Below are 21,987 nucleotides of genomic sequence, written 5' to 3'. Positions count from 1 at the left end.
CACAAGCGGTGCATTCATACGCAAGGGGATCCTGTTCGATGGCAGAACGCTCACCGACCGCCGCACCCGACGGGCCATTTCAGCATCGCGATAGCACTCAGGGCGCCAATGCCGGGGCGGCGCGTGAGGCGTCTTCCATCAACCTGAAAGGCATTCGCAAGGAGTATCCGGGGGGCGTGGTGGCGCTTGAAAGCGTGGATCTGGATATCCGCGCCGGCGAGTTCTTTACCCTGCTGGGGCCTTCCGGCTGCGGCAAGACCACGCTGTTGCGCATGCTGGCGGGGCTGGATGAGCCCAGCGCCGGGACGCTGTCCATTGGTGGGGTGGATGTCACCGACACGCCCCCTCACAAGCGCAGCGTGAATACGGTCTTTCAGTCATATGCGCTGTTTCCGCATCTGTCGGTGCGCGACAACATCGCCTTTGGTCTGAAAATGCGCGGCATGGCGCGCAGCGAGCGCGAGCAGAAGGTGGTCGAGATTGCCGAGTTCATCAAGCTCGGCTCGCTGGTGGACCGCCGCGTCGATCAGCTCTCCGGCGGCCAGCGACAGCGCATTGCGCTGGCGCGCGCGCTGATCTGTGAACCCGACGTGCTGCTGCTCGATGAGCCCCTGTCGGCACTCGATGCCGGGCTTCGCAGCCAGCTGCAGGTGGAGCTTTTGCGCACCCAGAAGCGTCTGGGCATGACGTTTGTGTTTGTCACCCACGATCAGGAAGAGGCGATGGTGATGAGCGATCGCATCGCGGTGTTAAGCGATGGGATCATTCAGCAGATCGGTACCCCGCAGGAAGTCTATGAGCGCCCGGCCAATCTGTTCGTGGCCCGTTTCATGGGGCATGACAATCTCTTTTCGATCTCGGCCAGAGAGGGCATGACGGTGCAAACGCCGATCGGGGCGCTGGAAACCGAGGATCACAATGAGGGGAAAGTGGCGTTGATTCGCCCCGAGACCCTGGAGCTGACCTCGCCCGGCGCGCCGAGCGTGGAGCCGGGCAAGCAGCTCAATACGCTCATGTGTCGGGTCGTGGAGCGCTTTTATCGCGGCAGCAATGTCGAATACCGGCTGTCTCACCAAAGCGGCGAGCAGCACAGCGAGCTGATTGCCGAAATCTCCAACACCGGGGAGCGTCTGTTTCGGGTCGGGGATGAGGTGAAAGTCGAGATCTATCCCGAAGACGTCATCATGCTAAGCGATGACGAGGAGGGCGCATGAGTCAGGCGGATGTGGTCTGGCGCCGGCGCCAGCGTCGGGAAACCCGGCATCTTCTGGTCAGCGTGCTGCCGGGCGCGCTGTGGATTTTCATCTTTTTGGTGCTGCCCAGCGCCTATCTGATGTCAGTGGCATTCATGACCAACGGCGGCTTCGGTCAGCCGCAGATGCCGCTGACGCTGGATGCCTTTCGCAATCTGGCAGGCTTTGGCTTTCTGGGCTGGAGCCCGGGCAATCTCTATACGCTGTGGCGCTCGATATTTCAGTCCGTTATCTCGCTGGCACTGGTGGTACTGGTGGCCTATCCGGTCGCCTGGTACATCTCGCTGTGCCGGCCACGGCTGCGTGCCATCATGCTGCTGGCGGTGGTGGTGCCGTCATGGACCAACCAGGTCATCCGCGCCTTTGGCTGGATGAATCTGCTCTCACCGGGCACGCCGCTGTCGAGTCTTGCCGAGAAAATGGGGCTGATCGCGCCCAACATGGGGCTCTTTCCGTCCGATTTTGCCGTGACGCTGGGGCTGGTCTACAACTTTCTGCCCTTTATGGTGCTGCCGCTGTATGCCGCGTTCGAAAAGCTCGATCACGCCCAGATCGAGGCGGCGCGCGATCTCTACGCCTCGCCGCTGCGTACCTTTTTTGTCGCCGTGCTGCCGCAGACCCTGCCGGGGCTTCTGGCCGGCTCCGTGCTGGTGGCCATTCCAGCCTTTGGCATGTACGTGATTCCCGAGCTGCTGGGCGGCGGGCGCTCGCAGATGCTGGGTAATCTGGTCGCGAGTCAGTTTGGGGAGGCGGCCAACTGGCCGCTGGGGGCTGCCGGGGCGCTTTTGATGCTGCTGGCCACCCTGATGGGGCTTTTCATACTGCGTCGAATGGGTCGCCGCCTGGGCGGTGGTACCGAGATGGTGATCTAGGAGAGCGGCATGCAAAACCGGGGATTCAAGAAAGGGCTCGCCGTTTTCTGGTGGCTGACGCTGATCTTTCTCTACGCGCCGCTTTTGGTGGTGATGGTGTTTTCGTTTAACGCCATCAACACCTCGGCGCGCTGGGGCGGCTTTTCGCTGCGCTGGTACGAGCGGCTTTTGAACAACGATGTGGTGATCAGCGCCATCGGTCATACGCTGCTGCTGGCGGTGATATCTTCCATTATCGCCGTGATTCTGGGCGCGATGATCGGCTACGGGCTGTACCGACACCGTGCCCGCAGGCTCGGGCTTTTGATCGTTTTGATCTATCTGCCGATCGTGATGCCGGACATCGTGTTCGGCATCGCCGACATGGCGTTTTTCGTCCAGATCAACCGCCTGACGGGCCTGCTCTCACCGGGGCTTTCGACCATGGTCATTGCCCACGTCACCTTCCAGATTCCGTTTGTGGCGCTGATCGTCTATTCCCGCTTTGTCGGTCTTGATGCCACGCTCTTTGATGCCGCCAAGGATCTCTACGCCAGCCCCTGGCAGCGCATGCTGCATTTCATTTTGCCCACGCTGAAACCGGCGCTTTTGTCGGCGTTTTTCCTGTCGTTTACGCTGTCGGTCGATGATTTCGTCATCAGCTTCTTTACGGCCGGACCGGAAAGCGCGACGCTGCCGATCTATATCTGGGGCGCCATCCGCCGCGGTATCTCCCCGGAGATCAACGCCATTGCCACGCTGATGATTGCCTCGGTGGCGCTGGTGGCCGTCGTGAGCCTGTTGTTCAACCGTCGCCGCGCCTGAAGTGCGGTGGCGGACTCATAAAAAACTGTAACACCGATAATCACCATCATTGAAGGGACACTGCCAATGACGCTTTTCTCACCCCGCCCGGCGCTTCTGGCCGGTGCCGTCGCTGCCGTCATGTTCTCGGCCCACGCCAGCGCCGCCGACCGGCTCTACGTGTTCAACTGGACCGACTACATGGACCCGGAGCTCATCGAGGCGTTTGAAGAGAAATACGATGTGGAGGTGGTGCAGAACTACTACGGCTCGCTGGGCGAGATGTTTTCCAAGCTGCAGGCCGGCGGCGTATCGCAGTATGACATCGTGGTGCCGTCGAACTATTTCATACCGCGCATGATCGAGGCCGGCCTGTTGCAGCCGCTGGACAAGTCGCAGCTGCCCAACATGGACAACCTCATGGAGCGTTTCGTTGATCCGCCCTATGATCCGGACAACCAGTACACGGCGGGCTATCTGTGGGGGTCGACCGGGCTGATCATCAACACCGAGACCTTCCCCGAGGCCGAGCCGAGCTGGTCGATGGTCTTTGATGAGTCGACCAACAGCGATCAACCGTTTTCGATGCTCAAGGATGGCCAGGTCATGTTTGGTGCGGCCTGTGCGTTTCTGGGCAAGCCCTATAACTGCACCGCGCAGGACGACATGGTCGAGGCCGCCAAACTGATGCTCAAGACCAAGCATCGGCGCAATTTTACCGGCTTTACCGACTCCACCCCGGTGCTGGGTCAGGTGTCTCGGGGCGTCAACGCGCTCGGCGTGACCTACAACGGCGATTATCTGCAGTATCGGGATGACGACCCGGAAGGCTACGCCAATACCGCGTTTGTGATTCCGGAGGAGGGCTCCGAGCTGTGGATCGACTCCATGGCGATTCCGGCGCGGGCACCGCACCCGGCGCTGGCCCACAAGTTCATCAATTTCATGCTGGATGCTCAGGTGGGGGCGCAGCTGGCCAACTACACCTTCTATTCCACCCCCAACGAGGCGGCAGTCGAGCATCTTGATGAAGTCCTTCAGCAGCCGCCCTCCCTGCCCAGTGATGAGGACATGGCGCGGCTGAAGTTTACCCCGACGCTGTCCGGGCAGGACCTGCAGCGCTATCAGCAGCTGTGGAATGAAGTACAGTCACGTTAGGCCGTGACGGGCGGTTCGCCATCATGCGGACCGCCCTTTTCATGCGTTTGATCAGGCTCGGCTGGGGAGGCCGACATGACGCTAAAGCATTGTCCGGTGGTACTGACGGACTGGTTTGAAGAGCATCGCATTACCGAGGTGGAGTGTCTGGTCAGCGACCTGACCGGCATTCTCAAGGGCAAGATCATGCCGGCCGGCAAGTACCTCAATGGCGGCCGGCCGCGTCTGCCGGATTCGATCTTTATTCAGTCGGTCACCGGTGGCTATCCCGATGACCAGGCCCTGCGCTTCTGGAATGCCGCCGAGCTCGACATGCAGCTGATTGCCGACCCGGCGGCTGCCTATCTGGTGCCCTGGGCGGAAGACCCCACCGCCCAGATCATTCATGACTGCTATTACATGAACGGCGAGCCGGTCGAAATCGCGCCACGTCATGTCCTCAAGCGCGTGCTGGCCCTTTATGAAGCGCAGGGCTGGAAGCCGGTCATGGCGCCGGAAGTCGAGTTCTATCTGGTCAAGACCAACACCGACCCGGACTACCCGCTGGAGCCGCCGATCGGTCGCTCCGGGCGCCAGGAGAGCGGCCGGCAGTCGTTTTCCATTGATGCCGTCAACGAGTTTGATCCGCTCTTTGAGGAGATGTACGACTACTGCGAGGCGCAAAAGCTCGACATCGATACCCTCATTCACGAAGAGGGTGCCGGGCAGATGGAGGTCAACTTCCAGCACGGCGACCCGCTCTATCTGGCCGATCAGGTGGTGATCTTCAAGCGCACCCTGCGCGAGACGGCGCTGCGTCATGGCATGTATGCCACCTTCATGGCCAAGCCCATGGCCAACGAGCCGGGCAGTGCCATGCATCTGCATCAGAGCCTGCTGGATCGTGACAGCGGCGACAACCTGTTCGCCGGGGACAACGGCCAGCCCAGCGACCTTTTTTTGAACTATATCGGCGGGCTGCAGACCTGGATGCCTGCGGCCATGCCGTTTTTTGCGCCCAATATCAACTCCTGGCGCCGGCTGATGCCCGGCGAATATGGCGGCTCGGCGCCGACCAACGTGGAGTGGGGCTACGACAACCGCACCGTGGGGCTGCGAGTGCCGGTGGGCAATGCCGAGGCCACACGGGTTGAAAATCGCCTGCCCGGCGCCGATGCCAACCCCTATCTGGTCATGGCGGCGTCGCTGGCCTGCGGCTATCTGGGCATGATGAGCCGGCTGCAGGCGCGTCCGCCTCTGAGCGGCGGTGCCTGGAGCGGCGGTATTGCCCTGCCCAACGATGTCGGGCCGGCCCTTGACGCCCTGGACGGCTGCGATGCGCTGGCACAGGTGCTCGGCGAGCGCTTCGTCAAGAGCTACCTGGCGGTCAAGCGCGCCGAGCATCTGGCCTATTACCGGGTGATCAGCTCCTGGGAGCGCGAGCATCTGCTGCTGCGGGTATAACCGCTCATCAAGAACATCGGTCGATACGGCGGGCCGAACACAACAACAAGTGATCAAAAGGGGAAGGCGTGATGACACGATCATGGCGATGGCGGGCCGGTGCGCTGGTGCTGATGAGTGCGAGTCTCTCGGCGGGGGCCGCGGCGCAAGAGGCGGACACGCTTTATCTGTTCAACTGGACGGAGTACATGCCGCCGGAGGTGCTTCAGGATTTCGAGCGCGAATACGACGTTCGCGTGGTGCAGAACTTTTTCACCTCCAACGCCGAGATGTTTACCAAACTGCGTAGCGGCGGCGATGCCCAGTACGACGTGGTCGTGCCGACCGACTATTTTGTACCCCGGCTGGTGGCGGCGGATCTTGTCCGGCCGCTGGATCATGAACGGCTGCCAGGGCTTGAACACCTGCTGCCCGAATTTCAGGACCCCGCCTACGACCCGGGCAATCGCTACAGCGTGCCCTATCAATGGGGTGTGACCGGCATCGTGTATGACACTCGCGTGCTCGATGACGTGCCGCACAGCTGGTCGGCGCTGTTTGACCCGACCGTGAACCCGGAGGCGCCCTTTACGCTTTTGGGCGGTGACCCACAGGTACTGTTTGGTGCCGCCTGCGCCTCACTCGGCTACGGCTTTGACTGCACGCAAAGGGATCAGTGGGTGGACAGCGCCCGGCGTCTAATGGCCACCAAAAAGCGCTCGAACTTCGTCGGCTTTACCGACAGCACCGCCACCATTGACCAGATCGTGCGCGGCGTCAGCGCCATGGGCATGACCTATAACGGCGATCTGGCCTGGCGTCAGGCTGAGGACCCGGACACCTACGGCCATCTGCGCTTTTTTGTGCCCGAGGAGGGCTCCCAGCGCGGCATCGATACACTGGTGATTCCAAAGCGCGCACCGCACCCCGAGCTGGCACAGGCGTTTATTGCCTATACCCTGCGACCTGACGTGGCCGCGCGCATCAGCAACTATACCTTCTATGCCACGCCCAACAAGGCCGCGCTCGACCAGCTCGATGATGCCCTGAAACAACCCCCCTCGAGTCTCGGTGACGAGGAGCGCTCGCGGCTGGTGTTTGTGCCGCTGATCGATACGGCGCAGCTTGGCACGCTGTCACAGCTCAACAATGAAATGCGCAGTCGCTAAACAATGACGGCCCGGCCAGGGCCGTCTGCACGGTACATTGTCATGACCCAGCCTGATGTTGCATCACCCCATCGCGACGGCCACGCCCGCTCGCTCTATGCCGCCACCATGAACCCCGCGCCTGATCGGCCGGCGCTTGCCGGGCATCACAGCGTGGATGTCTGCGTGGTGGGGGCCGGCTTTACCGGCATTTCAAGTGCTCTGCATCTGGCCGAGCAGGGCTTTCGCGTCGCCGTGCTTGAAGCGCAGCGCGTGGGCTTTGGCGCCAGCGGCCGCAACGGCGGTCAGATTGTCAACAGCTACAGCCGCGACATGGACATGATCGAGGCCCGCTTCGGACAGCGCTCGGCGCAGGCGCTGGGAGATATGGCGTTTGAGGGCAATCGCATCATCCGGGAGCGCATCGAGCGCTACGACATCCAGTGCGATCTTAAAAACGGCAATCTTTTTGCCGCCTGCAATGACAAACAGCTCGCCGCGCTCAGGCATCACCAAAAACTGTGGGAGAAGTACGGCCACAGGGAACTGGAGCTGCTGGAGGGTGACGCCTATCATCGTGAGATCGGTAGCGCACGCTATACCGGGGCGCTGCTGGACCACTCCGGCGGTCATCTTCATCCACTGAATCTGGTGCTGGGGCAGGCCGCGGCGTTTGAATCCCTTGGCGGCGTGATTTTCGAGCACTCGCCCATGACGCGGCTGGAACACGGCGAGCGGGTGCGGATTCATACCGCCCATGGTGTGATCGAGGCCGAGCGCGCCGTGATCGCCGGCAATGCCTATCTGGGCGATGTCGTGCCCGAGCTTGCTGATCGCTCCATGCCGTGTGGCACCCAGGTGATCGCCACCGAAGTGCTTGATGAAGCCACGGCAAAGCGGCTTCTGCCCACCGACCGCGCGGTGGAGGACAGCAACTACCTGCTCGACTACTACCGGCTCTCTGCCGAGCGCCGATTGATCTACGGCGGCGGTGTCACCTACGGCGGGCGCGACCCGGCCAGCATCGAAGGTGCCATTCGCCCCAAGCTGTTAAAGACCTTCCCGGAACTCAAGAAGGTGAGCATCGACTACGCCTGGAGCGGCAATTTTCTGCTCACGCTCAATCGACTGCCGCAGTTCGGCCGGCTTCATCACAACGTCTATTACGCCCAGGGCTACTCGGGCCACGGGGTAACATCCTCGCATCTGGCCGGTCGGTTGGTCGGTGAGATCATCAAGGGCGAAAGCGCACGCTTTGACGCCTTTGCCGATATCCGTCATCTGCCGTTTCCGGGTGGGCGGCGCTTTGCCGTGCCGTTTTCTGCCATGGGGGCCTGGTATTACGCGCTACGCGACCGGCTGGGCATGTGATGACAGGCTGTCGCTTAACGGGGGGCGTCCCGTGAGCCCGGAAGTTTTTGCCATCGTGCTGTGCGGTGCGGCGCTACATGCCGGCTGGAACGCGCTGGTGCGGGTGGGTCTTGATCGGCTGCTGGCGGTCACGCTCATCCAGATCGGGGGCGGCGTGCTGGCGCTGGGGTTACTGCCGCTGGTCAGTGTGCCCGGCGCTGCGGCCTGGCCCTGGCTTGCGCTCTCGGCGGTGTTGCACGTGGGCTATAACGTGTTTCTGGCCCGCGCCTATGCCAGCGGTGACTTCGGCCAGGTCTATCCCATCGCGCGCGGCTCGGCGCCGCTGATTGTGGCGCTGGTCGGGCTGATGGCGCTGGGGGATCAACCCTCGCTGGTAGGGTACTCGGGCGTGGTACTGCTCAGCGGTGGCATCTGGTGGATGGCGGTGCGCGGTGCCGGCGTGACGAGACTGCCTCGCACGGGGCTGGTCAGCGCGCTCATCACATCCGTTTTCATCGCGTCCTACACGCTCAGTGATGGGCTGGGGGCGCGTGCCAACCACGACGCCATCGGCTATATACTGTGGCTTTTCGCCCTCAACGGCCTGTGTATGGGGCTTTTGCTGTGGGCCATGCGTGGGCGCCGGACGCTGGCCGCCATTGCCGGCCACTACCGGGTTGGGCTGGCAGGCGGGGCGATGTCGATGGCCGCCTACGGCGCGACCATCTGGGCGATGAGCCAGGCACCGATTGCGATGGTCGCGGCGCTGCGCGAATCCAGCGTGCTGTTTGCGCTGGCCATTTCGGCGCTGTTTCTGGGCGAGCGGTTGAGCCGTCAGCGGCTGGTGGCCGGGCTGATCATTTTGATCGGGGTGGTCGTGCTGCGTTTGGGGTAGCCGGGGCGCCACCGCTTGGGCCCGGGCGATTGCCTCTAGACCAGGCGCAGATACCATTCATACTCCAGCGCGCTAACGGTGCGCTGGGCCAGCGCGCGCTCCGCCTGTCGGTTGGCGTAGTAGATATGCTGAAAGCCGCGCCCGAGCCGCTCCCCCAGTACTTCACTTTCCATCCAGAGTTCCAGCGCCACGCCCCAGGAATCTGGCAGGGAGGCGTCGAGCTGCGTATAGGCGTTGCCCTCGATCGCCGGTGGCGGCGTGAGCTGCTCGTCGAGGCCGTGCGAGATCGAGGCCAGCAGCACCGCGCACAGCAGATAGACGTTGACGTCCGCGCCGGCTACGCGATGCTCCAGACGCGTGGCGGCCGCCGGCCCCGAGGGAATACGCACTGCCACCGAGCGATTATCGAGCCCCCAGGAGGGCGCCATCGGCACGTAAAGCCCGGGCTGGAAACGACGAAAGGCGTTGAGGTTGGGCGCGCAGACTGCCATCGAGGCCGGCATCAACTCCAGCACGCCGGCAATCGCCTGATGCAGCGCCGCACTGCCCATGGGATTTTGGTCTTCGGCGGCAAAGACGTTGCGGCCGTTCTCATCCAACAGGCTGATATGTACATGCGTGCCGCTACCGGCTTCATTGCCCCACGGCTTGGCCATGAAGGTCGCCTCAAACCCCTGCCGCTGGGCCACGCCCTTGATGGCGCGCTTGAGCATGACCGCATCATCACAGGCGCGCAGGGCATCGCTGCGATGGCGCAGGTTGATCTCGAACTGGCCCGGCGCGCACTCCTTGAGGGCGGTATCCAGCGGCAGTCCCTGCTGGGCGCAGGCCTCATGAATGGCATCGATGAAATCGGCGTACTCGTCGAGCTCGCTGATCGAGTAAAGCTGGCTGGAGCGCGCGCGCTCACCGGTCAGCGGCGAGCGTGGCGGCTGGGGCCGGCCGCGGTCACTGCGTTCGGTATCCAGCAGGTAAAACTCCTGTTCGATGGCCACCACTGGCGTCAGCCCCCGACGGGTAAAGCCCTCCAGCACGCGTGCCAGCACCTGGCGCGGGTCGGCGTGCCAGCCGCTGCCGTCCGGCTCCACCATGGTCATCAAAAGCTGCGCGGTCGGCGTACGCTGATGCCACGAGACCGGCACCAGCGTGCCGGGAATCGGCATGCAGGCGCGGTCGCCATCGCCGCTGTCGAGCCCCAGGCCGGTCTCTTCCACCGTATTGCCGGTAATGTCCAGAGCAAAGATCGAGGCGGGCAGATTGACGCCGCTGGTATAGGCCTCATCAAGACTGGCGCGCGGGATGCGCTTGCCGCGCAGGACACCATTGAGATCGCTGATCAACACATCGATCTGGGTAATGTCAGGATGGGCTTCCAGAAACTGATGCGCCTCGAAGGCGCCAGTGGCAGGGCTATCGGTCATGGTCGAGCGGCTCGGGCAGGGCTGGGAATATCAGGTGATAGTACGCAAGCGAGGCGACAATTGCAGTGCCACGCGCAGCAGATGGTCAGGATGGCCTGCTCGGAAATCACATTTTATGCGGCAGAGCATGGCGTATCGTGCTTTTGATCAGCGGCGCCCAGGGCAGAGTGTTCATGACCGAGAGTGTATCGCGCGCACTGGGGACACCGCTTAAAAAGCGGATCAGGCGGTCGGTGGGGGCTTTTTCGAACAGCAGCTGATAGAGCTCGGGGGCGCGCTCGGGGTGGCGCGCCAGTGTGCTCATGAAAATGTGGTCCAGGTGCGGCAGAATTCGGCCCGGCCGGGCGCCCACCGGCGGGTGGCCTGCCAGCAGGGCCGCGGCGCAGTCATCGGCCCAGCGCTGAATGGCGTGAAAGGCGTAGCCGGTGGCGGCACGCATACTGCCGCCGTAGGCACCGGCCACCACCATTGAACGGCCCGCCGTGCGGGTTGGCGGGGCCATGGGCAGCGTGCCGGTCTCACGGCGCAGGGCCTGCCAGCAACCCGCGCCAAAACGCACCTCCAGATGATCTTCCAGCGCGCGTTCCAGCGTGGCCGGGTCGGTCGGCGGACGACCAAAGCGGGTCCACTCAAAAAGCGCCTGATCCGGAGCGTAGGGCAGGACGTAGAGAAAATCGATGTCGGCGTGCGGATCATCCCCCACGCGAAAATCCATCAGCTCGGCGCTTTGAGGCATGTTGTCGGCCCGGACGTTAATACCGGCAAAATCCTGCCACAGCCAGGGCGATGACAGCGGTTGCGGGTGCGGGCGGGTATCCACACCAAAGCGGGCCTGAATCGTCTCGCCGTCTTCCAGCGTTACAGTAACGCCATCTTCGCGATCCTCGATCGCCACCGCGCGCCCCTGATGGCGTGTGATGCACGGATGGGCATCAATCGCTTCAAGCGTGCGTGCGTAAAAGCGCTCGGCTTCCAGCATCTCATAAGGGTAGCGCCGACTTTCAACGGTGGTGCTGGCCTGATGGGTGTGCAGGGTCAAACGATGCCAGCGGGCACGGACATCGTCTTGAAAGGGGTGCGTCGTGACCGGCCAGCCGCACCAGGTACGGTCGTTGGTGTATTCACTGCGGGGATCGATGATCAGCGTACGTGGCGGCCGGTCATGTTGTGCCAGTCGATAGGCGAGGCTCAGCCCGGCGCAGCCGCCGCCGAGAATCACGAGATCGAAAGTCTCCCCAACGCTCATGCGTTACCGGGCGCATGAGCCCCGGGCAGGTCGCTAATATGGCGGTGCAGCTCGGCGTTGTGGTCCTCGCGGTCGCTGGCCCGGATGGCGCCCCGGCCGCTCAGGCGGCGCGTGGCGAGCCACACCTTGCCGGGCAGGGGCACATGCACGCGACCCTGCCACCAGGCAAGGCGTTCACGGCGCAGGCGAAAGCCGATGGCGCGATAGACATCGGCGGCGACCGCAATGGCGCGGCGGTTCTTGCCGGGGATGCGATCAAAGCCGTCGGCGGCGCTGGCGTAGTAGGCCTCGGCGCGGGTCAGCAGGCGATCAATCGCGCGGGCTACCTGCTCGCGCTGCCCTTCATCGGCGCGGGCAATCTCTTCCGGGGCTAGATGACCGATCCACTCGGCCGGCAGATAGCGCCGGCCCATGTCGGCGTCTTCGCGCACGTCGCGGGCGATATTGGTCATCTGCATGGCCAAACCCAGATCGATGCCGTGCGGGATGGCGCTGTCATCGGCGCCCACCACCGGGCACATCAATACCCCCACGGCCCCGGCGACGCCGTAGCAGTAGCGCATCAGATCACGCTCATCCTGAATCAGGGCCGGAGTGCGGACGTCCTCGATTAAGGCGTCAATCAGTGCCACGGCGGCGCGCGTATCCAGCCCGCGGCGCTTTTGAAGATCGATCAGCACATGAGTCAGAGAGTCGCTGCCGGCGCCGGCCAGCAGCTCACCGCGAATGGCCATTAAACGGCGGTGGGCATCCGCGTTTTCCGCCTCGGTGGGCATGTCCTGGTCGGCCAGGTCATCCAGCTCGCGACAGACCATGTATAAAAGCGCGGCATCGTGGGCGTCGTCGCGCTCCATGAAGTAGCTGGCAAAGCGAAACGACTTGCCGTGGCGCGCCAGGATGGCCTCTGCGCTGTCGGGTCGGGCGCCCTGTGTCATGCGTCGGCATCCGGCAGCAGGTGGTCGACCACGCGGGCGCTGGAGAGTACGCCCGGCAGACCCGCGCCCGGATGGGTGCCGGCCCCGGTGAGATAGAGGTTCTCCAGCACTTCGCTTTTGTTGTGAAAGCGAAACCAGGCCGACTGGCGAAAGATGGGCGCAATCGAGAAGCCGGTGCCGTGCATCGACAGATAACGCTCGCTGAAATCTTTCGGTGTCATGTGGAAACGGGTGACGATCGATTCACGAAAGCCCGGCAGGGTGGTGCGATCCAGCGCGTCGATAATGGCATCCCCGAGCCTGTCGCCTTCACGTGACCAGTCCACGTCCCCCTGCAGGTTGGGCACCGGGGCGAGGATATAAAACGAATCGCAGCCGGGCGGGGCAAAGGAGGGGTCGGTCGCGGTCGGGCGATGGGCATAGAGGGAGAAGTCGTTGGCCAGCACGCGATGCTCGAAGATGTCCTCGAGCAGTTCGCGGTAGCGCTGGCCCATCCAGATGGTGTGGTGCTCGGCCTGGGAGAACTGCCGATTGGTGCCGACATAGAGCACGAAAAGACCCATCGAGTAGCGCGCGCCGGCGAGTTTCAGCTTCGCGCTGGTCGAGACCTGATCGATCATGTTGGTATACAGGTGCGCCGCATCGGCGTTGCTGATGACGGCGTCAGCCGGCAGCTTCTCGCCGCTTTCGAGTTCCACGCCGTTGGCGCGGCCGTGCTCGCTCAGGATACGTTTGACCGTGGTGCCGGTCTCGATGGTGATGCCCACATCGCGCATCAGCTTTTCCAGTGCGGCGACCAGCGCCCCGGTGCCGCCCATGGGAAAGTGTACGCCCCATTTGCGTTCGAGCCAGGGGATCAGGCCATAGATGCTGGTGGTGCGAAAAGGATTGCCCCCCACCAGCAGTGGCGGGATCGAAAAGGCCTGACGCAGGCTGTCGTCCTCGATGTGGGCGCAGACCATCTGCCATACCGAGCGATAGCTTTTCAGCCGCAAAAGCGCCGGAATCTGCGCGGCCATGGTCGAGAACTGATGAAAGGGGCGATCGGCCAGCTGCTCAAAGCCGATCTCGAAAATCTCCTTCGAGGTTTTCAAAAGATTCTGGTAGCCCTGGACGTCGCGCTCGTTGAACCGGCGAATGCTGGCAAGCGTGGCCGACATGTCGGTGCCGTAGTCAAAGGTGCGGCCATCCTGAAAGTAGAACTGATACCAGATATCGAGTGCGACCATCTCGACGTAGTCTTCCAGGCGCTTGCCGAACAGCTCAAAAAGCTCCTCGAACAGAAAGGGCGCGGTGATGACCGTAGGGCCGGCGTCAAAGCGAAAACCCTGATCGGTAAAGACCTGGGCACGCCCGCCCAGCTGTTCGCAGCGCTCGATGAGCGTGACGTCATAGCCCTTTTTGCGGGCGCGCAGGGCGGCCGCCATACCGCCGAAACCGCCGCCGATCACCAGTGCTCGGCTCATGATGGTTCACCTGTCACGCTCATCAGTTTCTCCTCGAGCCTGTAGGCTTCTTCGATCAGGGCCTGACCGCAGCCCTCTGGCAGGGTGTCTGCCAGATGGCGCGTTCGGGCCAGACGGCGGCGACCGTAATCCAGCGCCGAGGCCATGGGTGCGGTATCACCGCGGCGGCTCAGGGCATGAAGCATGTTGCAGGTCCCCTGCTGTTGGTCGGTCATGTCGCTGTCGAAATCCTCGATGTCATCGATGAGCTGATAGATCGTGGCAAACGACAGCGCGGCCTGACGGGCGCCATGGACGGCGCTGTCATGGCCGGTGAGCAACAGGGGCGCTTCAAGCGCCAGCGCAAACAGTGGGCCGGACTTGCCGCAGGCCGCCTGACTGCACTGCTCGAAATCGACCCCCGGCGCCAGCGCCAGGCTAAAACAGTCGGCCTGGCCATGAATGGTGGTACGTACGTGATGGTGGACGCAGGAGAGCAGGGCAGGCAGATGCGTGGCATGGGCGCCAAGTCCGGCCATCAGGCCATAGGCGGCCGAGATGAACAGATCCCCCAGGCAGATGGCCACGCCCTCGTTCCAGACCCGCCAGATGCTCTGCTGGCCGCGGCGCATGCTGTCATGATCGAGCACATCATCATGAATGAGGGAGGCGTTGTGCAAAAGCTCGCTGATGCAGGCGCAGGTCAGGGCTTCATCATGGGCAAGGCCCAGGGCCCGGCCGGTGTGATAGCCCAGTCGCGCGCGTAGATATCCGCCGGCGGCGGCCAGATGATGAGTGATGGCATCACGGATCACCCCCTGCTGGCTGTCATCCTTGAGCGCCTGCACCAGGGTCGCGTGAATGTCGCTGTTGAGAACGGCGTACGGGTCGTCCTGTACGGATTGGCGTTCGACGATCGGAGACGTCAGGCCGGTCATGAATCTCTCCTTGTCTGACGCGCGGTTGCGACCGACATCCATGGTTATAGTCACCTGACAGTTCAGGGGCGAACGGCAGGGCATTGGTTGATTCAGGGCAATAAAACGAGTTACTCCAGGATAGCTGAAAAGCACTGCCACTGTCATGGTCGCAGGCCCTGGCCACGGGGCTCTCTTCAGCGGGCAGCGAGGAGACGTATTCACACGTCGGCTGGCGCAGCCGGGTCTGGATTGCCAGACTCAGGGCAGATGATACGACATAAAGGGTCATGGTGACCCGAATGTACAGGAGGCAGAGATGGCCAACCCAACGCTTTTGATTACAGGCGCCTCGACCGGCATCGGTGAGGCCAGTGCCCGCCATGCCGCCCAGGCCGGTTACAACGTGGCACTGGCGGCGCGCAGCACCCAGCGCCTGGAAACGCTGGCCGAGACGCTTGAAAACGAGTACGGCGTACGCTCGGCGGCCTTTACCTGCAACGTGCAGTCGTGGGAGGCGCAGGAGCAGCTGGTGGCGTCGGTCGTTGAGCATTTCGGTGGTCTGGATGCCGTTTTCGCCAACGCCGGACGCGGCCTTGAAGGACGCGGCTATGGCGGCAGTGACCCGGAAGAGTGGCGTGAAGTGCTTCTGACCAACGTACTGGGACCGGCCCTGACGGTGCGGGCGGCAATGGCTGAATTGAAAAAGACCCGGGGACACGTGCTGATTACCGGCTCCGTTGCCGGTCGTCGGGTCATGCCGGGCTCCTTTTATGGGGCGACCAAAAGCGCCGTCCAGAGCATGGCCTATAACCTGCGCGAAGAGGTGAAGGGCAGCGGCATGCGGGTCACGCTGATCGAGCCGGGTGTGGTGGATACCCCCTTCTTCGATGAACCGCAGGAGGATGCGCTGACCCCTGACGATATTGCCCGCTCGGTGATCTTTGCCCTCACCCAGCCCAAACACGTGGAAGTACATGACATGTGCATTCTGCCGACACCACCGATCGAGGAGTGATGTCGGGCCAGAACGTCGCAGTTCCATGAGCAGTATAAAAAGGGGGCGCCAGCAGGCGCCCCCTTTTGTATTGATGCCACTCGGATGGCCACGATGTCGTTATAACAGGGCGTCGAGCTTTTCTGTGAGCATGGCGTTGACCTGCGGCGGGTTGGCCGTACCGCGCGAAGCCTTCATGACCTGGCCGACAAAGAAGCCGATCATCTTGCCGCGCTTGTCCTCGCTTGCTTCACGGTACTGGGTGACCTGAACCGGATTGTCGGCAATGACCTGATCACACAGGGATTCGATCGCACCGGTATCGGTGACCTGCTTGAGCCCACGGGTCTCGATGATCTCGTCGGCCGTCTCGCCCCGGCACTCCCAAAGATCGGCAAAGACCTGCTTGGCCGCCTTGCCGTTGATGGTGTCATCCTGCAGACGCGCCAGCAGACCGCCGAGCTGCTCGGCGTTGACCGGGGTCTGGGTAATGTCGAGCCCGTCACGATTAAGCCGGCCCAGCAGATCGCCCTGTACCCAGTTGGCAGCCAGCTTGGCATCGCCGCAGAGCTTCTGAACGGCTTCGAAATATTCGGCCAGGGGGCGTGAGCCGGTCAGCACATCCGCGTCGTAGGTCGAAAGCCCGAGGGACTCGACAAAGCGCTGGCGCTTCTCGCTCGGCAGCTCCGGCAGGAGCGAGCGCTGATGCTCGATATAGGCTTCATCGAGCATCAGCGGCAGCAGGTCAGGGCAGGGAAAGTAGCGGTAGTCGTTGGCTTCCTCCTTGGTGCGCATCGAGCGGGTTTCGTCCAGATCCGGATTATAGAGACGCGTTTCCTGAACGATGACGCCGCCTTCCTCGAGAATCTCGCTTTGACGCTCAATTTCAAACGCAATGGCGCGCTCGACGAAGCGGAAAGAGTTGACGTTCTTGATCTCGGCGCGGGTGCCCAGCTTCTCCTGGCCCTTGGGACGCAGCGACACGTTGACGTCGCAGCGCATTGAACCTTCGGCCATGTTGCCATCAGAGATGCCCAGATAGGTCACGATGGCGTGAATGGCGCGGATATAGGCAGATGCCTCCTCGGCGCTGTGCATGTCGGGCTCGGAGACGATCTCCAGCAGCGGTGTGCCGGCGCGGTTGAGGTCAATGCCGGTCATGCCGCTGTAGTCCTCGTGCAGCGACTTGCCGGCATCCTCTTCCATGTGGGCATGGTGAATGCGCACGGTCTTGATGGTGCCATCGCCCAGGGTGATGTCGACCTCGCCACGCCCGACCACGGGATGGGCCATCTGGCTGGTCTGATAGCCCTTGGGAAGATCCGGATAGAAATAGTTCTTGCGCTCGAACACCGAGTACTCGGGGATCTCGGCGTTGATCGCCAGGCCAAAGCGCACGGCCATGGCGACGGCATTTTCGTTGAGTACCGGCAGCGTGCCCGGCAAGGCCAGGTCGATGCCGCAGGCCTGGGTATTGGCCTCGGCACCAAAGGCGGTCGAGGCACCGGAAAAGATTTTCGAGCAGGTCGAAAGCTGCACGTGGACTTCAAGCCCGATCACGGGTTCCCACTGCATGTTGATTACTCCTTGATCTCGGGCCGGCGCTGATGCCAGTCCGTGGCCTGCTGATAGACATGCGCCACGTTAAGAAGATGAGCCTCACCGAAATGCGGCCCCAGAATCTGCAGCCCGACCGGGCGGTTGTCGGCCAGACCGGCCGGCACGCTGATGCCGGGAATGCCGGCCAGGTTGATGGCGATGGTGTAGATGTCCTGCAGATACATCTGCACCGGGTCGGCCTTCGCACCCAGCTCAAACGCCGTGGTCGGCGCGGCCGGCCCCATCAGCACGTCCACCCGGGTAAAGGCGTCGAGAAAGTCCTGACGGATCAGGCGGCGGACCTGCTGCGCCTTGCGGTAGTAGGCATCGAAAAAGCCCTCGGAGAGGGTATGCGTGCCGATCAGGATGCGACGCTTGACCTCGTCACCGAATCCTTCGGCGCGGGTACGCTTGTAAAGATCCTCAAGATCGGCGGGGTCTTCACAGCGGTGGCCAAAGCGCACGCCATCGTAGCGTGACAGGTTGGAAGAGGCCTCGGCCGGGGCAATGACGTAGTAGGCCGGAATCGCCAGGCGGGTATGCGGCAGGCTGACATCGATGACCTGCGCGCCGAGAGACTCATAGACCTTCACCGCTTCGCGAACCGCCGACTCGACCTCGGGGGCCAGACCTTCGCCGAAATACTCCACCGGCAGGCCGATCTTGAGCCCGTTGAGCGGCTTGTCCAGATCCTGGGTGTAGTCGGGAACGTTGCGCGCGACGCTGGTGGAGTCGCGCGCGTCATGACCGGCCATGGCGTTCATGAGCATCGCGCAGTCTTCGGCCGTGCGGGCCATGGGACCTGCCTGGTCAAGACTCGAGGCGTAGGCGATCATGCCGTAGCGCGAGATGCGCCCGTAGGTCGGCTTGAGGCCGGTAATGCCGCAAAACGCCGCCGGCTGGCGGATCGAGCCGCCGGTGTCGGTGCCCAGTGCGGCCGGCGCAAGCCCTGCGGCCACGGCCGCGGCACTGCCGCCCGAGGAGCCACCGGGGACCAGCGTCGGATTCCAGGGGTTTTTGACCGGGCCGTAGTAGCTGTTTTCGTTGGAAGAGCCCATGGCGAACTCATCCATGTTGGTCTTGCCAAGGCTGACCGTACCGGCGTGGCGAAGCTTTTCCACCACGGTGGCATTGTAGGGGGCGATGAAGTTGTCCAGCATCTTCGAGCCGGCACTGGTACGCACGCCCTCGGTGCAGAAGATGTCCTTGTAGGCCAGCGGCAGGCCACCGAGAACACCGGCTTCACCCCTGTGACGCAGGGCGTCGGCCGCATCGGCGTCCTCGAGCGCCTGCTCTTCGGTGACGGTAATGAAGCTGTTGATGGCAGGGTCGTGGCGCTTGATGCGCGCAAGCAGCGAGGTCGTCAGCTCACGACTGGAGAAGTCACCGGCAGCCAGGCCGCGGGCCAGTTCGGCAAGTGTCTTGTCATGCATGGGGGCTTGTTACTCCTTGGCTGCCACCAATCGGGGCAGCGTCTCTGATCTGTCGCATCTCAAACCGGTCAGGCGTTGTGATATCGATCACTCGACCACGCGTGGCACGAGGTAAAGGCCGTCTGCCGTGGCAGGTGCAACTTTCTGGAAGGTGTCGCGACGATCGGTTTCGATCACCTCGTCAGCGCGCAGGGGCTGGGTGGCGTCCAGCGGGTGAGACAGCGGTGCCACGCCCTCGGTGTCGATCTCGGCAAGCCGGTCTACCATCTCGAGTATGCGAGACAGATCATCGACATAACGTTCAGCCTGGGCATCACTCACGCCCAGACGAGCCAGATGCGCTGCGCGCAGAACATTGGCGTGTTCAATAGCCATGGCGGTTCTACCTTTGAGCGGTACAGGGTTGGATTGCAAAAGCGTGGATGTCCAGCTTCTGATCGGGCTGCATAAAACCAACAAAAAGAAGGGAGGCCACATTGTGAGAAGAAGGTATCATAAGCAGCGACGGCATGGCAGGCGGGCTGCTTGCCGCATCATGACGGCGATGATACCGTTTGCATCCGCACAAGTTCCGGTCTGGCCCAGGTGAAAGACTTTCATGTTTAAACGTTTACGGGGGTTGTTTTCCAATGATCTGTCGATCGATCTGGGAACAGCCAATACACTGATTTATGTACGTGGTCGCGGTATCGTGCTTGATGAACCCTCGGTCGTGGCCATTCGCCAGTCCGGCAGCATGAGAAGCGTGGCCGCTGTTGGTCTCGATGCCAAGCGAATGCTGGGGCGTACGCCCGGTAATATTACGGCCATTCGCCCGATGAAGGACGGCGTTATTGCTGACTTCACCGTGACCGAGCAAATGCTGCAGTATTTTATTCGCAAGGTGCATCAAAGCACCTTTTTAACCCCCAGTCCTCGTGTACTGGTCTGCGTTCCCTGCATGTCGACGCAGGTCGAGCGCCGCGCCATCAAGGAGTCCGCTGAAGGCGCCGGGGCCCGTGAAGTCTTTCTGATCGAAGAGCCGATGGCGGCTGCCATCGGTGCCGGCCTGCCGGTCGAGGAAGCGACCGGTTCGATGGTGGTCGACATCGGTGGTGGCACGACCGAAATTGCCATCATTTCGCTTTCCGGTGTGGTCTATTCCGAATCCGTGCGTGTCGGTGGTGACCGCTTTGATGAGGCGATCACGGCCTATGTGCGTCGCCACTACGGCAGCCTGATCGGCGAGGCCACGGCCGAGCGCATCAAGGAAGAGATCGGCTGTGCCTGGCCCGGCGGTGAGCTGCGCGAGATCGATGTTCGCGGTCGTAACCTCGCCGAAGGCGTGCCGCGCAGCTTTACCCTGAACTCCAACGAGATTCTGGACGCCCTGCAGGAGCCGCTTTCCTCGATCGTGGCCGTCGTCAAGAGTGCGCTGGAACAGTCGCCGCCGGAGCTGGCCTCCGATATTGCCGATCGTGGTCTGGTGATTACCGGCGGTGGCGGTCTTCTGCGTGATATCGACAAGCTGATTGCCGAAGAGACCGGCCTGCCGGTCATCATTGCCGAGGACCCGCTGACCTGTGTGGCCCGCGGGGGCGGCAAGGCGCTTGAAATGATCGATCAGCATACCTTCGAACTGCTGTCTACCGACTGATGGCAGCGGCTGCCGGCGCGTCTTGCGTCGGCGGCATACGGTTCGCGGGAGGAAGGCCTATCAAACCGCTTTTTTCGCACGGTCCCATTCCCGGCTACCGAATGATCCTGTGCGTCATTCTGGCGTCTTTTCTGATGTTTGCCGATCAGCGCATGAGTTGGATGGAAGACGTGCGGGCCCACATATCAACCGTAGTGGCGCCAGTGCAGTGGATTGTCAGCCTGCCGGCGCGCGGCTTGAGTCTGGCCTCTCTGGTATTGAGCGATCAGACCCGGCTGGTCAATGAAAATCGCCAGCTTCGCGAGCGGCTGTTGACCCTGTCACAGCGCGTGCAGCGCATGGCCAGTCTCTCCGAGGAAAATACCCGTCTGCGCGAGCTTTTAAAGGCGACGCCGCGCCAGGAAATTCCCTGGATTACGGCGGGTCTTTTGACGCTTGATAACGACCCTTTCCTGCAGCAGATGATCATTGATCGCGGTCAGCAAAGCGGTGTCTACAGCGGTCAGCCGGTGGTGGACTCGGCAGGGCTTGCCGGGCAAATCATTTCGGTATCGCGCTACTCGAGCCGGGTGCTTTTGATTACCGATGCCAGCCATTCGGTACCCGTACAGATCAATCGCAATGGCCTGCGCTTCATTGCTCGCGGAGCGGGTCAACCCAATCGTTTGACGCTGGACAACGTGCCCAACAATACCGATGTGCGTGAGGGTGACCTGCTGGTCACCTCGGGGCTGACCGGACGCTTCCCCGAAGGCTATCCGGTGGCACGCGTCAGCCACATCGTACGCAATGCGGGCACGCCCTTTGCCAGTGTGGAAGTGCAGCCCATCGCTCAGCTTGATCGCAGTCGCAATTTCCTGCTGCTTTTTACCCATGACAGCCTCAAGCCTACCCGTCACCGGCTGAGCCAGGAGGCGGTGGATGCCGCGCTTCAGGTGGCACGCCCCGTTCGTCAGGAGGCGCGTCAATGAGAGGCTATTCCGTCATCATTCCACTCTCTTTCCTGTTTGCGCTGATGCTGCAGGTCATGCCCCTGCCCGAGGCGTGGCTGTTGTGGCGGCCCAACTGGACGGCGCTGGTGCTGATCTACTGGTGCATCATTACCCCTTACCGGGTGGGGGTCTTCCACGGCTTTTTGATCGGCATGCTGATTGATCTGTTACAGGGCACCCCACTGGGAGAAAATGCCCTGCTGTATGCCACCATCGCCTTTCTGACACTGCTGCTCTATCAGCGCATGCGTATCTATGCGCTCTGGCGACAGGCCATGCTGGTTACGATCGTGCTGGCGTTGATGCAGCTGTTCGAGCAGTGGCTGCGGGCCATTCTTCTGAGCTCGCCGCTGCATCTCGAGTTTGTCTACGCGGCATTGCTGGGTGGCATATTATGGCCCTGGCTGTTTACCCTGATGCAGATCGTACGTCGACGCTTTGCCTCCTTTTGATTTTCCGTTCGCGTTTGCCAGACGACGTGTTGT

Annotated in this window: 20 protein-coding genes; 12 read left to right on the top strand and 8 right to left on the bottom strand. The window is 62.4% G+C overall.

The features are described from left to right. Positions 1-38: 38 nt before the first annotated feature. The 8 genes from C8D72_RS06265 (at position 39) to C8D72_RS06230 (ending at position 8,881) form a co-directional block, all read left to right on the top strand. A complete protein-coding gene (locus tag C8D72_RS06265) occupies positions 39-1,214 on the top strand; it encodes an ABC transporter ATP-binding protein (RefSeq protein WP_115853475.1) in 1,176 nt (391 codons plus the stop codon). Beyond that, positions 1,211-2,125, top strand: coding sequence for an ABC transporter permease (locus tag C8D72_RS06260; RefSeq protein WP_115853474.1), 915 nt, complete (start codon positions 1,211-1,213; stop codon positions 2,123-2,125). Before C8D72_RS06265 ends, C8D72_RS06260 begins: the two co-directional genes overlap by 4 nt. A 9-nt stretch (positions 2,126-2,134) precedes the next feature. Further along, positions 2,135-2,929 carry an ABC transporter permease gene (locus C8D72_RS06255; protein ID WP_115853473.1) on the top strand — a complete coding sequence of 265 codons (795 nt, stop codon included), beginning with the start codon at positions 2,135-2,137 and terminating at the stop codon, positions 2,927-2,929. A 66-nt stretch (positions 2,930-2,995) separates the two neighbouring features. After that, positions 2,996-4,066, top strand: coding sequence for an ABC transporter substrate-binding protein (locus tag C8D72_RS06250; RefSeq protein WP_115853472.1), 1,071 nt, complete (start codon positions 2,996-2,998; stop codon positions 4,064-4,066). A gap of 75 nt (positions 4,067-4,141) precedes the next feature. Then, the gene (locus tag C8D72_RS06245) at positions 4,142-5,509 is read left to right on the top strand and encodes a glutamine synthetase family protein (RefSeq protein WP_115853471.1); all 1,368 of its coding nucleotides are present in this window, start codon (positions 4,142-4,144) and stop codon (positions 5,507-5,509) included. A 71-nt stretch (positions 5,510-5,580) separates the two neighbouring features. Then, positions 5,581-6,657 carry a polyamine ABC transporter substrate-binding protein gene (locus C8D72_RS06240; protein ID WP_245955164.1) on the top strand — a complete coding sequence of 359 codons (1,077 nt, stop codon included), beginning with the start codon at positions 5,581-5,583 and terminating at the stop codon, positions 6,655-6,657. Positions 6,658-6,699: 42 nt separating this feature from the next. Continuing rightward, positions 6,700-8,007 (top strand): NAD(P)/FAD-dependent oxidoreductase, encoded by a 1,308-nt coding sequence (locus C8D72_RS06235; protein WP_115853470.1) that lies wholly within the window; start codon positions 6,700-6,702, stop codon positions 8,005-8,007. A gap of 31 nt (positions 8,008-8,038) precedes the next feature. After that, entirely contained in the window at positions 8,039-8,881 is an 843-nt protein-coding gene (locus tag C8D72_RS06230) for an EamA family transporter (protein ID WP_115853469.1), read from the top strand. 35 nt (positions 8,882-8,916) lie between these two features. On the opposite strand, the gene C8D72_RS06225 is transcribed toward C8D72_RS06230, so the two are convergent. The 5 genes from C8D72_RS06225 to C8D72_RS06205 form a co-directional block, all read right to left on the bottom strand. Next, on the bottom strand, positions 8,917-10,302 hold the full coding sequence (locus C8D72_RS06225; RefSeq protein ID WP_115853468.1) for a glutamine synthetase family protein: 1,386 nt from the start codon (positions 10,300-10,302) through the stop codon (positions 8,917-8,919). A gap of 106 nt (positions 10,303-10,408) precedes the next feature. Next, a complete protein-coding gene (locus C8D72_RS06220; protein WP_115853467.1) occupies positions 10,409-11,548 on the bottom strand; it encodes a lycopene cyclase family protein in 1,140 nt (379 codons plus the stop codon). After that, on the bottom strand, positions 11,545-12,483 hold the full coding sequence (locus C8D72_RS06215) for a phytoene/squalene synthase family protein (RefSeq protein WP_115853466.1): 939 nt from the start codon (positions 12,481-12,483) through the stop codon (positions 11,545-11,547). The genes C8D72_RS06220 and C8D72_RS06215 overlap by 4 nt, the downstream gene beginning before the upstream one ends. Beyond that, positions 12,480-13,949: a phytoene desaturase family protein gene (gene crtI / locus C8D72_RS06210; protein ID WP_115853465.1), complete on the bottom strand. Its 1,470-nt coding sequence runs from the start codon at positions 13,947-13,949 to the stop codon at positions 12,480-12,482. The genes C8D72_RS06215 and crtI overlap by 4 nt, the downstream gene beginning before the upstream one ends. Next, the gene (locus tag C8D72_RS06205) at positions 13,946-14,866 is read right to left on the bottom strand and encodes a polyprenyl synthetase family protein (RefSeq protein WP_170140513.1); all 921 of its coding nucleotides are present in this window, start codon (positions 14,864-14,866) and stop codon (positions 13,946-13,948) included. Before C8D72_RS06205 ends, crtI begins: the two co-directional genes overlap by 4 nt. A 298-nt stretch (positions 14,867-15,164) precedes the next feature. Here C8D72_RS06205 and C8D72_RS06200 point away from each other — a divergent pair, with 298 nt between their 5' ends. Next, entirely contained in the window at positions 15,165-15,863 is a 699-nt protein-coding gene (locus tag C8D72_RS06200; protein WP_115853463.1) for an SDR family oxidoreductase, read from the top strand. Positions 15,864-15,962: 99 nt separating this feature from the next. On the opposite strand, the gene gatB is transcribed toward C8D72_RS06200, so the two are convergent. The 3 genes from gatB to gatC form a co-directional block, all read right to left on the bottom strand. Beyond that, positions 15,963-17,417: an Asp-tRNA(Asn)/Glu-tRNA(Gln) amidotransferase subunit GatB gene (gene gatB / locus C8D72_RS06195; RefSeq protein ID WP_115853462.1), complete on the bottom strand. Its 1,455-nt coding sequence runs from the start codon at positions 17,415-17,417 to the stop codon at positions 15,963-15,965. A gap of 5 nt (positions 17,418-17,422) precedes the next feature. Further along, positions 17,423-18,874, bottom strand: coding sequence for an Asp-tRNA(Asn)/Glu-tRNA(Gln) amidotransferase subunit GatA (gene gatA / locus C8D72_RS06190; protein ID WP_115853461.1), 1,452 nt, complete (start codon positions 18,872-18,874; stop codon positions 17,423-17,425). An 87-nt stretch (positions 18,875-18,961) separates the two neighbouring features. Next, positions 18,962-19,249, bottom strand: coding sequence for an Asp-tRNA(Asn)/Glu-tRNA(Gln) amidotransferase subunit GatC (gene gatC, locus C8D72_RS06185; RefSeq protein WP_115853460.1), 288 nt, complete (start codon positions 19,247-19,249; stop codon positions 18,962-18,964). 223 nt (positions 19,250-19,472) lie between these two features. On the opposite strand from gatC, the gene C8D72_RS06180 reads away from it, so the two are divergent. From C8D72_RS06180 to mreD, 3 genes are read left to right on the top strand one after another with little or no spacing between them, the layout of a single operon-like run. Continuing rightward, entirely contained in the window at positions 19,473-20,510 is a 1,038-nt protein-coding gene (locus C8D72_RS06180) for a rod shape-determining protein (protein WP_115853459.1), read from the top strand. After that, positions 20,510-21,481: a rod shape-determining protein MreC gene (mreC, locus tag C8D72_RS06175; RefSeq protein WP_115853458.1), complete on the top strand. Its 972-nt coding sequence runs from the start codon at positions 20,510-20,512 to the stop codon at positions 21,479-21,481. The genes C8D72_RS06180 and mreC overlap by 1 nt, the downstream gene beginning before the upstream one ends. Then, the gene (gene mreD / locus C8D72_RS06170) at positions 21,478-21,954 is read left to right on the top strand and encodes a rod shape-determining protein MreD (RefSeq protein WP_115853457.1); all 477 of its coding nucleotides are present in this window, start codon (positions 21,478-21,480) and stop codon (positions 21,952-21,954) included. The genes mreC and mreD overlap by 4 nt, the downstream gene beginning before the upstream one ends. Positions 21,955-21,987 lie beyond the last annotated feature (33 nt).

The sequence above is a fragment of the Kushneria indalinina DSM 14324 genome (assembly GCF_003385845.1).
Classification (GTDB): domain Bacteria; phylum Pseudomonadota; class Gammaproteobacteria; order Pseudomonadales; family Halomonadaceae; genus Kushneria; species Kushneria indalinina.
This window is presented reverse-complemented; position numbering and strand designations above follow the sequence as displayed.

Coding starts and splice junctions, on each gene's coding strand:
- crtI (WP_115853465.1), bottom strand. CDS start 13,949: ATGAGCCGAGCACTGGTGATCGGCGGCGGTTTCGGCGGTATGGCGGCC.
- C8D72_RS06225 (WP_115853468.1), bottom strand. CDS start 10,302: ATGACCGATAGCCCTGCCACTGGCGCCTTCGAGGCGCATCAGTTTCTG.
- C8D72_RS06245 (WP_115853471.1), top strand. CDS start 4,142: ATGACGCTAAAGCATTGTCCGGTGGTACTGACGGACTGGTTTGAAGAG.
- C8D72_RS06180 (WP_115853459.1), top strand. CDS start 19,473: ATGTTTAAACGTTTACGGGGGTTGTTTTCCAATGATCTGTCGATCGAT.
- C8D72_RS06215 (WP_115853466.1), bottom strand. CDS start 12,483: ATGACACAGGGCGCCCGACCCGACAGCGCAGAGGCCATCCTGGCGCGC.
- mreD (WP_115853457.1), top strand. CDS start 21,478: ATGAGAGGCTATTCCGTCATCATTCCACTCTCTTTCCTGTTTGCGCTG.
- C8D72_RS06240 (WP_245955164.1), top strand. CDS start 5,581: ATGACACGATCATGGCGATGGCGGGCCGGTGCGCTGGTGCTGATGAGT.
- C8D72_RS06235 (WP_115853470.1), top strand. CDS start 6,700: ATGACCCAGCCTGATGTTGCATCACCCCATCGCGACGGCCACGCCCGC.
- C8D72_RS06220 (WP_115853467.1), bottom strand. CDS start 11,548: ATGAGCGTTGGGGAGACTTTCGATCTCGTGATTCTCGGCGGCGGCTGC.
- mreC (WP_115853458.1), top strand. CDS start 20,510: ATGGCAGCGGCTGCCGGCGCGTCTTGCGTCGGCGGCATACGGTTCGCG.
- C8D72_RS06200 (WP_115853463.1), top strand. CDS start 15,165: ATGGCCAACCCAACGCTTTTGATTACAGGCGCCTCGACCGGCATCGGT.
- C8D72_RS06255 (WP_115853473.1), top strand. CDS start 2,135: ATGCAAAACCGGGGATTCAAGAAAGGGCTCGCCGTTTTCTGGTGGCTG.
- gatC (WP_115853460.1), bottom strand. CDS start 19,249: ATGGCTATTGAACACGCCAATGTTCTGCGCGCAGCGCATCTGGCTCGT.
- C8D72_RS06260 (WP_115853474.1), top strand. CDS start 1,211: ATGAGTCAGGCGGATGTGGTCTGGCGCCGGCGCCAGCGTCGGGAAACC.
- gatA (WP_115853461.1), bottom strand. CDS start 18,874: ATGCATGACAAGACACTTGCCGAACTGGCCCGCGGCCTGGCTGCCGGT.
- C8D72_RS06205 (WP_170140513.1), bottom strand. CDS start 14,866: ATGACCGGCCTGACGTCTCCGATCGTCGAACGCCAATCCGTACAGGAC.
- C8D72_RS06265 (WP_115853475.1), top strand. CDS start 39: ATGGCAGAACGCTCACCGACCGCCGCACCCGACGGGCCATTTCAGCAT.
- gatB (WP_115853462.1), bottom strand. CDS start 17,417: ATGCAGTGGGAACCCGTGATCGGGCTTGAAGTCCACGTGCAGCTTTCG.
- C8D72_RS06250 (WP_115853472.1), top strand. CDS start 2,996: ATGACGCTTTTCTCACCCCGCCCGGCGCTTCTGGCCGGTGCCGTCGCT.